At 61.7% G+C, this 12904-nt stretch carries 9 protein-coding genes; 4 read left to right on the top strand and 5 right to left on the bottom strand.

Going from position 1 to position 12904, the window contains the following annotated elements; all coding sequences use genetic code 11:
* Positions 1-434: winged helix-turn-helix domain-containing protein (locus tag CQ12_RS28475; protein WP_198164280.1), on the bottom strand; the 434-nt coding region annotated here is incomplete at its 3' end.
* 492 nt (positions 435-926) lie between these two features.
* Between CQ12_RS28475 and CQ12_RS28470 the strand changes: the two genes are divergently transcribed.
* Entirely contained in the window at positions 927-1391 is a 465-nt protein-coding gene (locus CQ12_RS28470; RefSeq protein ID WP_057838612.1) for a hypothetical protein, read from the top strand.
* A gap of 191 nt (positions 1392-1582) precedes the next feature.
* On the opposite strand, the gene CQ12_RS28465 is transcribed toward CQ12_RS28470, so the two are convergent.
* The 4 genes from CQ12_RS28465 to CQ12_RS28450 form a co-directional block, all read right to left on the bottom strand.
* A complete protein-coding gene (locus CQ12_RS28465; RefSeq protein WP_198164279.1) occupies positions 1583-2899 on the bottom strand; it encodes an FAD-dependent oxidoreductase in 1317 nt (438 codons plus the stop codon).
* A gap of 334 nt (positions 2900-3233) precedes the next feature.
* Positions 3234-6578, bottom strand: a complete 3345-nt coding sequence (locus CQ12_RS28460) for an adenylate/guanylate cyclase domain-containing protein (RefSeq protein ID WP_057838610.1) — start codon at positions 6576-6578, stop codon at positions 3234-3236.
* A gap of 320 nt (positions 6579-6898) precedes the next feature.
* Positions 6899-7927 carry a YcjF family protein gene (locus CQ12_RS28455; protein WP_057838609.1) on the bottom strand — a complete coding sequence of 343 codons (1029 nt, stop codon included), beginning with the start codon at positions 7925-7927 and terminating at the stop codon, positions 6899-6901.
* Complete coding sequence (locus CQ12_RS28450) at positions 7924-9387, bottom strand: YcjX family GTP-binding protein (RefSeq protein WP_057838608.1); 1464 nt, start codon at positions 9385-9387, stop codon at positions 7924-7926. Before CQ12_RS28450 ends, CQ12_RS28455 begins: the two co-directional genes overlap by 4 nt.
* A 303-nt stretch (positions 9388-9690) precedes the next feature.
* On the opposite strand from CQ12_RS28450, the gene trhA reads away from it, so the two are divergent.
* The 3 genes from trhA (at position 9691) to CQ12_RS28435 (ending at position 12715) form a co-directional block, all read left to right on the top strand.
* Positions 9691-10389: a PAQR family membrane homeostasis protein TrhA gene (gene trhA, locus CQ12_RS28445; protein WP_057838607.1), complete on the top strand. Its 699-nt coding sequence runs from the start codon at positions 9691-9693 to the stop codon at positions 10387-10389.
* 26 nt (positions 10390-10415) lie between these two features.
* Positions 10416-11210 (top strand): SDR family oxidoreductase, encoded by a 795-nt coding sequence (locus CQ12_RS28440; protein WP_057838606.1) that lies wholly within the window; start codon positions 10416-10418, stop codon positions 11208-11210.
* Between the two features lie 86 nt (positions 11211-11296).
* Positions 11297-12715: an NAD(P)/FAD-dependent oxidoreductase gene (locus CQ12_RS28435; protein ID WP_057838605.1), complete on the top strand. Its 1419-nt coding sequence runs from the start codon at positions 11297-11299 to the stop codon at positions 12713-12715.
* Positions 12716-12904 lie beyond the last annotated feature (189 nt).

Raw genomic sequence — 12904 nt, 5'->3', positions numbered from 1 at the left:
TGCTCGGGATCACCGCTGAGGTTGGCGAAAGGCAGCACAACGATGGAAAGACGAGGCGGTGCAAGCGGCCTTTGTGCCGAGCCGTCGTTCTGCGTCGATCGAACCGACCCCGTGTCGGGCGTCGGTCCTTCGTGCACTGCGCCAACAAAGCGGAAGCCTTTGCGCGGCAATGTTTTGATTAGGCGCTGCTTATCACCGTCGTCTCCGATTGCGACCCGGGCGGCATTCAGGCGGGTCGTCAGCGCAGCATCTGAGACGATGCGTCCATTCCAAACCGCGCTGATGAGATCGTCCTTGCTGACGACGCGCTCCCTGTGCCGGATCAAGTAGTCGAGTAGATCGAAGACTTGCGGCGCAGCCGGAACCACGTCAGCCCCCCGCCGCAACTCGCGCTGATCGGTGTCGAGAACAAAATCCTCAAATAAATAGCGCAAGCTATCGTTCCTTGCCTGCCGCGCGGACGGCCCTTAGTGACAGTTGCAGCGCAAGGATAAGCCGCTGGTGGTTCCGAGGGAAGTCCGCTTTGGCACTTGGCGGACTTGCTTCCGGCTTTGGCAGACGTCGGCTAGTGGCCCTCAACTGAACAACGCAGCAACCGTTGCCATGTCGGCTGTCTGCGAGAAACCGGACGCCACGCAATCATCGGGCTGGGCGCTGCTTTGACCTTTCTCCCGTATACGGCGATGTCCGCTTTGCGTCGTGGTTGGCAAAGAAGCGGACATCAGGTGGTATTGGCGTGACCGTGCATTCGGCTCACGGCAGCTTCTCAGCGAGGGCGGGCCAGACGCACTCTCACGACCAATCCTCTCAGCATCATGGATGTTTGTTTCAGCTGGTTTTCGCGTTCCTTGCAAAGTAGAAATCAACTCACGCTACGAATATCCGGATCACTCAAAACAGTAGGATTCGGTTCGACTGGGGGCAAGATGAGGCTCTTTGCGGGAATACTGGTCGCTGTGCTCTTGCTTGGCGACGCAGAAACTGGTCATGCAACGGTGCGCATTGCCAACGATCCGGGCGGACGAATAGGAGATTACGTCGATAGGTTTCGGTATTGGCGCGACTCTGGCGAATTTGTCATCATCGATGGATTCTGCGCAGGGGCCTGCACGATCGTGCTTGGGGCCATTCCGCATGATAGAATCTGCCTAACCCCAAAGGCAAAATTCGGCTTCAGAAAAGCTTCGGATTTTAACGCCGATGGCCATTATGTCCCCAACCCTGGAGCAACGCAGGCGCTCTATTCGGTGTATCCTCCCGAGGTAAAGCGCTGGATTGCACAGCGGGGAGGCTTGAACGCGCGTATGATCGTCCTTCAGGGCAAGGAGCTCCAACGATTGTACCGGCCTTGCTCTCTCGACGCGCAGGTCGCCAAAAGCCGGCAGCAGTGAACGAAATTGGCTATTGTCGCTCGCCATGCGACTTCCGGAATTGACCCGAAGCCGACTGGCAGCTGGCCTTCATCGACGTCCGTTTTCGACGAAAGAGCGGATGTGGAGCAGACAAGGTCAGGACTTCCGGTGTCCCACTGCCATCTACGTCGAGGCGGCAGGGTACCGGCGCCCAGTCCTCCGCGCATCGGTCACGTCTCGGTCATCTTCGCAAACACCCGCTGCAGGAGCGTGGGATCGCGATAGACGCTGCGTGGCTTCAATAGATGTTGGACCTCAACGGTCAACTTGTGGACGGCCGGATCTTCGGCGGCGAGTCGGGTCAGGGCGATACCGAATTTGAGCGTGGTCTCAAAATCCGCCGGACGTTGCCCACGGGTATCGGGAAACACGAAGTCGAGTATGGCCACCGACCACGGCGTCTCGATCAACGTCTGCACCTCGGCGAAGAACGCAGGTGTTAGCGCAGCGATTGGATTGCTGTCTTCTCCTAGTCCCTTGAGCAGCCTCTGCAGCAGGCACGCCTCCAGCGCAGCCACGCTCATGCCTTGGCCGTAGACGGGATTAAAGCGGCAGATGGCGTCGCCGATCGGCAAGAGCCCGCGGGGCAAGACGTCAAGTCGCTCGAAATGACGCCGCACGCTCTCAGGGAAGCCGTAGCGCGCGACCCCGTCCAGTCGCTTGGCGCGGCTGATCGCGTTGTAGATCGTCGGCGTCCGCAACGCCTTTGCGTAAGCCAGGAAGCCCTCCGCGTCGCCAGGCGGCCCGTCACCATGGCGCCCACCAATGGTCGCCATCCAGCGGTTGCCCTCGAGCGGCAACATCAGGCCGCCACGGCTGTTCTGGGGCGCCTGGCCGAAGGTCATGACGCCCTTCCAGTCAGTCGAGGCGTCGTCCGGGATCGCAAAGACGCATGTGGCATAGCCGAGATCGATGCCAATTGTGGTCTCCTCCGGCTGTGGCCGGCCGATCGATTGCAGCAGATCGAGAGTGAGCGCGCCGCGTCCGGAAGCGTCGACAACGAGATCCGCCGCAATTGTTTCAACTTTGCCGTCGCCGTTCTCGTAGCGTACGCCAGTGACTTCATCACCATTTGGTGTGGCCAACACTTCCTGCACCCTGCAGCGCTGGTACAGCGTGGTATTTCCGCGGTTTTCCACCCGCCGTCGCACGGCGCGCTCGATTGTCGGCCGTGACGCCGCGTAACCGAACCAGCCGAGGTCGCGTTGCGGGAAGGGATCGTAGCCCGGGCGTTCAACGCGAACATCGAGACCAGCCCTGAGCGGCACGGCTCCGGACCGCGCGAGATCCTGTTCGAACCCCGGGAACAGCTCGCTGAGGGCGCGCTGGCCGCTGAGCAATAGCGCATGCACGTGCCGCGCCTGTGGCGTTCCCGCGCGGTGCGCAGGCTCCGAGGGCAGAGTGTCGCGCTCCAGCACAACTACCTGATCGAAGCTGTCGGAGAGTGCTCCCGCGGCCGTGAGCCCCGCCATGCCGGCGCCGATCACGACCGCCTGCTTGCCAATCACAGTCGACGCCATCGCCTCCTCCGAATGTGTGCTCCGCGGTCAGGATACAGGCTCATGGCCTGACACCTTATCAAGCTCCAACCACAGTCAAAAGCAACGCGCGCAGGGGACGACAAACCATTCAGGCGTATTAATCCTTTTGCGCACCGAGCGGCTATTCTCAAAGCAGGGTAACCTGATCAGCTCGACAGAGATTGTGAGCTGGCTAACAGTCTTCGTGCTTCAGCAGTGATCAGCTATACTCATACTTGCAGGTGGTTCGCTCCCTGAGCTTTCCGAATCTAGTTCACGATGCGCCGACCGCACCTGAACATCACCAAGAACTTTGCAATCTTGCCTTGGCCTTCACCAGGTCCGGGGTGTCAAATCCCTCGCTAAAAGATCCATAAACCTCGCCGAGTTGTGAGCGACGCCTGTCGGCGTCCGGTCTCAGCTCATACAAGTTACACAAACTCAGACAAACCCTAAGTTCAAAGGATCTGGCTTTTTGTTCGCGCGCGACCTCAAGACCTTTGCAAAAATAATGCTCCGCCTGATCCAGATCTTGGTTCGATTTGAGGTACGTTTCGCCTAGCAGACGATATATTTCGGCCGCGTAAAAGCGTTCGCAGTTCTCTCCGTTGAGTCCTGATTCCGCCTGCTTCAAAGCGTCAAGCGCTTGCCCATAACGTTTGTTCTTGATGCAGGCATCCGCCATCAATCCCAAAGAGTACGACTCCAGCAGCAAGGCCCCGGTCGCTCGCTTTTTTTCCAGGCCTTCTTGAATCTCGGCAATACCCTTCTCAAACTCACCCTGGTCGGCACTTGCCCACCCGCGCAAAATCAACGCCATGGCCAGATAGTGCACAAACTCATGCTCTTCGCAGAATGCGATGGCGGCGTTGGCCTCACCTGCAACAACTGCAGCATCGCCGCGAAACTGGTGCACGCGAAGGCCTACCGTTCGTGCAATTGCCTCACTGAACGGATATCGAGATGCATCTGCGTATCGGCGGGCATCCGCGCAAAGCCGCAACGCCTGATCTGGATAGCCGAGTACCCAAAGTGCCATGCCGTCGTATGACCTTGCATGAACTCGCGGATCTTGTGCTGAAAGTTCAAGATATTCTGCAGCCTTGCAGTCCTCGCAGAGGCTGATACTGCGTTGCAGCTCCGCGTGGGCAGCGGCAAATTTCCCTTGTGCGAACAAGGTAAACCCTAACGCTTCGTGGCCAAGAACATCATAAACCGGGTTGTCGACGTCCTCAGCGCTCTTCAGCAAATGTTCGGCAAGGGCTTGAGCTTCACCAAGCGAGGCACGAACGAAATTCCAGGTCCACAGGCCAAACACTGCAGGCACGATATGTTCGTCAAGCCCGCTCTCCTTACACAGTTGAACCGCTCGCGTGCACGCATGCTTCACACTGTCAGTGCTCCAGCCCGTGATCGCCCGAAGGGAGTTGCCGAGAGAGATTTGGAGCAGCAACTCCGATTTGTTTCGCAGCGTCGGTTCGTCGATATTGGGAATCTGATTCAGCCCTTGTTTCAGATGACCGATCGCTTCGTTATGCGCCGAACGAGCCGCGGATTGTTTGCCTGCTTCATACCAATAGTGCAGCGCTCTTTCGTAGTTTTTCGCTTGAGTGTAGTGGTAGGCAATTATCTCAGGCTGAGTTTGCACGACTTCAGGAAATTTCTGCTCGAGCCCCTTCGCGATAGCGGCGTGCAGATGCACGCGTCGACTCTTCAGGAGCCCGGCATACGCCGCATCCCGCACCAATGCGTGCTTGAAAGTGTATACCGCGTTTGGAATTTCTCCCCGGCAGAACACCAGCTCCGAGCGCACCAATTGGTCGAGTGCCTCGTCCAGTTTCTGCTTCGGCAACCCGGCGACTGCATTCACAAGCTCGTAATGAAATTCGCGGCCCGCGACGGCACTGATCTGGGCTACATCCCGCACGGGCGACAGCCGGTCGAGGCGAGCCATCAGCGAAGCCTGCAAGGTGGTCGGGATCGCGAACGAAGGTAGAGGGCCATCAAGAACGTATTCATGGTCGCCCTCTCGCAACAACCCGCCTTCGATAACCATCTTCGTCAGTTCCTCAATGAAGAGAGGCACCCCGTCGGTATGCGCGAGAATGTGCTTCATTACCTCCTCGGGAAGCGTCTTGCCCCCGGTTACCCGCAGGACCAGCGCCGCGCCGTCGCGTCGGTCAAGGCGGGTGAGCGGGATTGTCGTGGTGTGCGGATAACTCGGCCATGGGGGAGTGAATTCTGGCCTGGCCGTGATCAGCATCAGCGCCCGAAGCCGCGGCACTTGCTCCACGGCTGCTGCAAGGAGTTCGAGCGAGGTTGGATCAATCCAGTGTACATCTTCGAAAATAAGAAACACCGGCTGCTGCGCCGCCAACCCATCGAGTTGGGCCAGCAATGCCGCGAAGGTTTTCTCCTTGCGTTTTTGTGGCGTGATGTCCCGCATTCGGTAATGACCTTCGACCGGTAATGCCAACAAGTTGGCCAGAACTGCCAGGTGCTCGGAATTGTGTGTGGATTGCGCCAGTAGCGCGTCGAGCTTGGATAGCCTCTCCTGAGGTGAATCGCCGCGCTCGAAGCCGGCAGCACGTTCGAGCTGGGTGATGAATGGAAACAATGCGCTGTGGGTATGATGCTCGGAGCAAAAATAGCGCAAGGTGATGTGCGGTTCGCCCTGGATCCGCTCATTGAGCGCCAACGCGATGTGTGACTTGCCGATACCTGGCTCTCCTGTAAGGGTCACCGCTCGCCCCCCTTCCAGGGTGACCTGTCGCCAGCGACGTAACAGTAGCTCTATTTCCTCCTCGCGCCCGAACAGAGGCGGCAGCTTGGCAGCATGCATCGCCTCGAAACGGCTCTCTACGCCGCTTGCTCCCAGCACCTGATAAACCTGGAACGGCTTCGTCCAGCCTTTCAGTACGACGGGGCCGAGGTCACTGTAATAAAACTTTCCCTCGGTGAGCCGGCGCGTGCTCGCGCAGATCAGCACGGTCCCCGGCTCCGCCATCGCTTGCAGCCGCGCGGCGAGGTTTGGCGTCTCGCCGACGACCTCCTGCTCCGCCAATATTTTCTCAATCAGAAGCTCGGCGACGACCACAGTGCCTGTCGCAATGCCGATGCGGATCTGCAGCGTCTCGGCGACGTTACGGATACCCGCTATGGCATCAATGAGCGCGAGCGCGGCGCGCACGGCCAGTTCAGCATCGTCCTCATGTGCTTGCGGGAAGCCGAAATAGACCAGCGCACCTTCGCTCATATAGCGGGCAATCTGTCCGTTATAGCGAGCTATGACTTCCGCGATGCAGCTGTGATACGCGCCAATCAGCGCGTGCATGTCCTCCGGATCCAACCGCGCCGCGGCTGTGGAACGAACCAAATCGCAAAACATCACTGTGAGGTGGCGCCGCTCGCCTTCATCCGGTCGCTTCGGCTCGGTCGCTGCTTCCGCCGGCTTAGGCCTGGCTGCGTCCTCAAGCTGCGCTATGGCGCGCAGCAGCTTGCGGCGATGACCTAAAAGGACGCCCAGCTCCTTGAGGTCTTGCTCCGTCAGGTCGCGCAGAACCGAGAGGTCAATGCCGTTTTCGCCGAAGCGCTCGGCGTACTCCGACAGGCCGATTGACTTGAGCCACTCGGTGACGCCTCTCATGGCGCTCCCCGCTCAGTTCTCGGTCCCCGGAGAGTTTGATACTACACAAGGTATCACAAACGGAGAAGAAGTGAATGCGCGGCAAGACAGGTTTGAATAAGCAGGCCGGCGGCAACCTGTACTCGCACCTTCCATGGTTTTGAAACGTTTGGACGCAGCGGGTCGGGCCGCCTCACCGCGGCCGGTGTCAGCCCGCACTTCGTAGGCTGCACTTCGTAGGGTGGGCAAAGGAACGTTAGCGACGTGCCCACCATCCATCGCCGATCGCGCTGCTTGATGGTGGGCACGCTTCGCTTTGCCCACCCTACGCAACTGCGCAATCACTCTTCGTCGCGCTTGCTCAGCAGATCCTTCGCGAGATCACCGAGGGCCGGACGCGGCAGCGCGGTGAACGGCAAGGGGCGCGTCACATCAATCGCCGCAAGCCCCAGCCGCGCCGTGAGCAGGCCGTTGAGCACGCCTTCGCCGAGCCGCTGCGAGAGTTTTGCCGCGATGCCGTGGCCGAGCACCTGCTGCACCAGGCTGTCGCCGACCGCCATACCGCCGGTGATGGCGAGATGGCCGATGACATGGCGCAACAGGCTGATCATGCCGAGCGTGCCGGGACGGCCGCCATAGAGCCGCGCCAGTTGCCGGATCAGGCGCATCGCGGCGACGAACACGAACAGCACGTCGATCAGGGCGCGGGGGCTTACCGCGGTGACGACCGAGACGCGCTGTGCGGCGGTCGAGACCAGCCGCCGCGCTTCCTCATCCAGCGGGGCCATCAATTCGCGCTCGGCCAGCTTGATCATGTCGGCGCCGTCGATGATGTCGTCGGCATGACTGACAAGCGTGGCGCGGGCACGCGCCAGTTGCGGGTTCTGATGCGCGAGCTTGAGCAGGTCGTTGACGACGGCGCGGCTCTCGGCTCGGTCGTCGCTGCGCAGCACCTCGGTGGCGCGCAGGTGCAGCTTCTCGATCGCCGCCAGCCGCGCCAGCCCGAACGCTTCGCGGCCGATGACGACTGCCAGCGCCAGACCCGCGGCCACCGCAAAAGCCAGTGCGACGTAGCCAAGCGTCTGGCTGCGCGCGAACAGATCCTCGATCAGATTGACGATGCCGAGCCCGGTGCCGAGCAGCACCAGGCCGCCGACCGCCGACCAGAACAGCGTGCCCCAGCGAAAGCCGCGGCGCACCGGCATCCGCGGCGCATCGATCGGCACGGGTAGCAGCGCGGGATCGGCCTCGGGCGTGATCTGCACCGTGCCGCGGGCAGGGCGGCCGGTTTCGTCCGGATCGATCACGACGACGCCGGGATCGCCGAGCTTGAACGTCGCCGGCCGCCGATGCGGCGTTTTCTCGCTCATTGCAGTCGGTCTCCGATCAGGAACTGGAGGGCGCGGTCGAGGCGGATGTGAGGCAGCGCGGGCTCTTCCTCGGCGTTGCGTTCCAGCAGCGGCGGCCGGAAGCGCAGGAAGCGGAAGTCGGCGTTGTCGTGCGGCGTACTGGAAAGGCCGCGAAAGCCGCCATTGAACAGCTCTTCGGGATCGACGGGCAGGTCGCCCGGAAAGGTCGCAACTTCGGTCTCGCCATCGAACGTATCGCCGTTGGCGGTCTCGCCGGGCGCTGGCGTGCCGAGGATCGACGGCAGCTTCTCCCGGCCGCGCGCAACCGTCGCCTCGCGCGTGGCGCGCACGGCGGCGAGCGCAACGACGTCAATGGCAGCTCCCGCATATTCGGCGCGATCGGCCGCCTTGGCGACCGCGCGCCGCAGCACCGCTTCCAGCCGGTCATGGCTGGAATGGTGCAGGTGATCGGCCTTGGTGGCGGCAAACAGGATGCGATCGATCCGCGGACGGAACAGGCTGCTCAGGATCGTGCTGCGGCCGATGCGGAAGCAATCGAGAATGCCGGCCAGCGCCGCTTCGAGATCGTGCAGCGCTTCGGGGCCGGCGTTGAAGGCGGCGAGTGCATCGACCAGCACGATCTGGCGGTCGAGCCGGGCAAAATGATCGCGGAAGAACGGGCGCACCACGACGTCCTTGTAGGCTTCATAGCGCCGCCGCATCATCGCCCACAGCGAGCCGTCCGGCGCGGTGCCATCGATGGCCACATCGAGCGGCGCGAAGGTCAGTGCCGGCGAGCCTGCGAGGTTACCCGGCATCAGGAAACGTCCGGGTGGCAGCAGGCTCATGGCAAAACGTTCGTCGCGGCAGGCGCGCAAATAATCGGTGAACAGTTTTGCGGCGGCGAGCGTCGCCTGTTCGTTTTCGCGACCTTCCGCGTCAAGCGTCTTCAGGTGCTCATGCCAGGGCGCGGCGAGTTTTGCGCGCGGGCCCTCGCGCGACAGTGCGAGGCTCTCGGCGGACCATTGCTCAAAGCTTCTGTTGAGCAGCGGCAGGTCGAGCAGCCATTCGCCGGGATAATCGACGATGTCGATGGTCAGCGTGCGGTCCGCGCCGTTCTGGCGCTGGTAGTCGATGACGAGGCGCAATTCGGAGATGTCGACGGTGGAGTTCGGCCAGCGCCGTTCCTCGATCAGGGTGCGGACGTGGTTCTCATAGGCGAAGCGCGGCACCGCATCGTCCGGCTGCGGCTCGAGCCGGGCGCGGGCGATCCGTCCCGTGGCATAGGGCTCGAATACCGGAAACCGGCCACCGCGGGTCAGGCCGTGGACCAGCGCCGTGATGAACACGGTCTTGCCGGCGCGCGACAGGCCGGTGACGCCGAGCCGGACGGTGGGATTGAAAAAGCTGTCGCCGTAATCCAGCAGCGCCCGTGCCGACAGGCGCGCTTCCTCGACGATATCTGAAAAGCTGGGGGGCATGCGGGCGGAAGGCTCGGTGTAAAGACTCGGTGGGCGATGCTCAGGAAAGTGGCGATTGGAGAGGTAAAATCAAGCTCTTGTGATCGCTTGACGACTGGATCCTCGGGGTTAGCTGGTCGTTATCGGCAGCACGAAATTGCCACGGCGATGGGGTATGCGATGGTCTGCCGGAACTTGTCGCCGGGCGCGTATTCGCGTGCGACCCGCTGACGGGTGATGGCCTTCAGGCCGTCGACTTGAACGGTTCGTTGACCTCGGAAGACCCATATCCTGTCGCTCCCTCACCAGCTTCTGCGGGCCTGCATGACCATTTTCAGACTGAAGCAACTTGCCTCGACATCGATCCATGCGGCGGCCGACGCCATGCACTGGAATTACGACCGCGCCGAGCTGATCGCCGATGGCGTCGTGCACATCGTCGGCATCTCGCTCGGACTTGTCGCCGCAACCGCCCTGATCGTCTTGACCGCGGTCTATGCCAGTGCGTTCGAGATTGCGGTGGTATCGGTTTACGTCGCGGGGCTGCTGGCGATGCTGACCTTGTCGGCGGTCTATAATCTCTGGCCGGTGTCGCGCGCCAAATGGGTGCTGCGCCGTTTCGATCATTCGGCGATCTATCTGTTGATCGCCGCCACCTATACGCCGTTCATCGTGCAGCTCCGGGAGAGCTATCTGGCGATCGCGCTGCTCGCCGGGGTGTGGTGCGTCGCCATCGCCGGTATCGTGCTGAAGCTGTCGGTGCCGGGGCGGTACGATCGTCTGGCGGTCGGGCTCTATCTCACGCTCGGCTGGAGCGGCGTTACGCTATACGACGCCGTGGTGAAGGCGGTGCCGCCGCTGGCGCTGGGCTTCGTGGTGGCGGGCGGCGTGCTCTATAGCCTTGGCGTGATCTTTCATGCCTGGCAGCGCCTGCGCTTCCAGAATGCGATCTGGCATGGCTTCGTCTTGCTCGGCGCCGCCTGCCATTATACGGCTATTCTCGATATGATGATCCTGACATAGGATCACAATAAACGGGGAGAGCGGCCATGCAGGTGGCGGGCAAAGTCGTGGTTGTCACCGGCGGCGGCAACGGCATCGGCAAGGCGTTGTGCGAAGCCTTTCACCGCGAAGGCGCGGCCAAGGTGGTGGTCGTCGATATCGATCCTGCCGCCGCGCGGGCCGTCGCCACGCCGATCGGCGGGGCCGCCTTCAAATGCGATGTCGGAAAGGAAAAGGACATCCTTCACGTCATCGAGGAGACCGAGCATCAATTCGGCCCGATCGCGCTGTTCTGCTCCAATGCCGGCATCGGCGGCGGCTTCGATCCGCTGTCGGTCAATGCCGGCGGAAGCTCCGACGAGCCCTGGTCGCGAAGCTGGGCCGTGCATGTCATGGCCCATGTCTATGCTGCCCGGCATCTGGTCCCGCGCATGAAGGCGCGCGGCGGCGGCTATTTCCTCAACACGATCTCGGCGGCGGGATTGCTGTCGCAGGTCGGCAGCCCGGCCTATTCGACCACCAAGCATGCGGCCGTGGGTTTTGCCGAAAACCTCGCGATCTCGCACAAGGCCGACAACATCAAGGTTTCGATCCTGTGCCCGCAAGGCGTCGACACCAACATGCTGCGCTCGATCCCAAAGGGTCCGCAATCCGGCGACGGCGATCTCTCGCCGGAGCAGGTGGCGCAGGACGTGCTGAAGGGACTCGACGAAGAAACCTTCGTGATCCTGCCGCACCCGCAGGTGCTCGGCTACATGCGCAAGAAGACCGAGAATTACGACCGCTGGATCGCGGGCATGGCGAAGATCCAGGCCAAGATGCGGGAAAGCTACGGGAAGTAAGCTGAGGTCATCTCTCACCACATCATTGCGAGTGAAGTGAAGCAATCCATACTTGATGCGTACAATTGGTTCTTGGGGGTTCGATTATGGACAGCCACGAAACCGACTACTTCGTAATCGGCGCAGGCGCCTCGGCGATGGCTTTTGCCGACGAAGTGCTGACCAACAGCGATGCACGGATCATCATGGTCGACCGGCGCGACAAGCCGGGGGGCCATTGGAACGACGCCTATCCCTTCGTCCGTCTTCATCAGCCCTCCAGGTTTTATGGCGTCAGTTCGCGAGAGTTGAGCCATCCCGGGCTGGACGTCGCGGGCCTGAATGAGGGCCTGTATTCGCTGGCAAGCGGTGCGGAGGTCCTGGCCTATTTCGACCAGGTCATGCAGCAGCGGCTGCTTCCGTCGGGGCGCGTGCAGTTTTTTCCGATGTGCAACGTGACGGCCGACGACACGTTCGAATCCCTGCTCACCGGCCGGCGGCATCGTGTTGCCGTTCGCAGGCGCCTGGTGGACACTGCCTACTGGACGTTCGACATTCCCTCGACCCGCGGGCCGAAATATTCGGTCGCTCCCGGCGTGAAATGCATTCCGCCAAACCTGCTTCCGGGCATGGCGTCGCGATCGGACAACTTTGTGGTGGTTGGCCCCGGCAAGACCGGAATCGATGCCTGTCTCTGGTTGCTGGGTCACGAGGTCGACCCGGCGCGGATCCACTGGGTGATGCCGCGCGACGCCTGGTTCATCAATCGCGCCAATATCCAGCCAGGCGATGAGTTCCTGCTCGCGTTCGTCGAAAGCCTCACTCGCCAGTTCGAAGCGCTGAGTGCCGCGGCCGACGTTGCCGATCTCTTCGAGCGGCTCGAGGCAAGCGGCGAATTGCTGCGCCTCGATCCGCAGGTAGCGCCGACGATTTATCGCTGCGCCACGATCACCGAGCCTGAACTGGTTCAACTGAGACGGATCGGCAATGTCGTGCGGAAGGGCTATCTGAAGGCCGTCTATCCCGATCGTCTCGTCCTCGATCATGGCGAGGTGGCGTTGATGCCGAATTCGCTGATCGTCGACTGCTCGGCCAGCGGCATTTCGCGAAAGCCGCAGGTCCCGATCTGGGACGGCAGCCGTATCAACATTCAGATGATACGAACCTGCCAACCGACTTTCAGCGCAGCCCTGATCGGCTTCATCGAAACGGCTTTCGCCGACGATGCGCAGAAGAACGCCCTGTGCGCACCGGTGCCGAACCCGGTTCTCGATACGGACTGGCTGCGCATGCTGGCCGTCTCGACCAGGAATCGCATGGGCTGGCGCGCCCAGGCGAACATCGAGGAGTGGCTGGCGCGGTCGCGCTTGAACAGTTTGTTTGCCGCGATGGCGCGGGTGAGGCCGGAAGAGACGGAAAAGCTGGCGGCGCTGAAGCGCTTCCACGATGCCAGCGCCGAGGGCCTGAAGAGGCTTCCCGAGTTGCTGGCCAGCCTGAGCCGGAAGGTCGCGCAGGAATCGGCATGAGCGCGAGCGACTTCGTCACGATCCGGAGCGGGAAGCGGCCGCGTTGCCGAGGCGGAATTCGAGGCCGATCAATCGCTGTCGTGCCGGGAAGATCGATTTTCACGAGAGAAGGGCGGCCCATCGGCCGCCTTTCTCGTTTGAACTATATCTTACTGGCACCTGTGCATCAGGCCGTCTTCGAGGCGGACC

Source organism: Bradyrhizobium jicamae (genome assembly GCF_001440395.1).
Lineage (GTDB): Bacteria > Pseudomonadota > Alphaproteobacteria > Rhizobiales > Xanthobacteraceae > Bradyrhizobium > Bradyrhizobium jicamae.
Note: the sequence above shows the minus strand (reverse complement) of the source record. Positions and strands in the feature narration are given on the sequence as shown.

What these genes read in the sequence shown, in the direction of transcription:
- trhA (WP_057838607.1), top strand. Translation starts at nt 9,691, where the DNA reads ATGACCATTTTCAGACTGAAGCAACTTGCCTCGACATCGATCCATGCG.
- CQ12_RS28470 (WP_057838612.1), top strand. Translation starts at nt 927, where the DNA reads ATGAGGCTCTTTGCGGGAATACTGGTCGCTGTGCTCTTGCTTGGCGAC.
- CQ12_RS28460 (WP_057838610.1), bottom strand. Translation starts at nt 6,578, where the DNA reads ATGAGAGGCGTCACCGAGTGGCTCAAGTCAATCGGCCTGTCGGAGTAC.
- CQ12_RS28435 (WP_057838605.1), top strand. Translation starts at nt 11,297, where the DNA reads ATGGACAGCCACGAAACCGACTACTTCGTAATCGGCGCAGGCGCCTCG.
- CQ12_RS28440 (WP_057838606.1), top strand. Translation starts at nt 10,416, where the DNA reads ATGCAGGTGGCGGGCAAAGTCGTGGTTGTCACCGGCGGCGGCAACGGC.
- CQ12_RS28450 (WP_057838608.1), bottom strand. Translation starts at nt 9,387, where the DNA reads ATGCCCCCCAGCTTTTCAGATATCGTCGAGGAAGCGCGCCTGTCGGCA.
- CQ12_RS28455 (WP_057838609.1), bottom strand. Translation starts at nt 7,927, where the DNA reads ATGAGCGAGAAAACGCCGCATCGGCGGCCGGCGACGTTCAAGCTCGGC.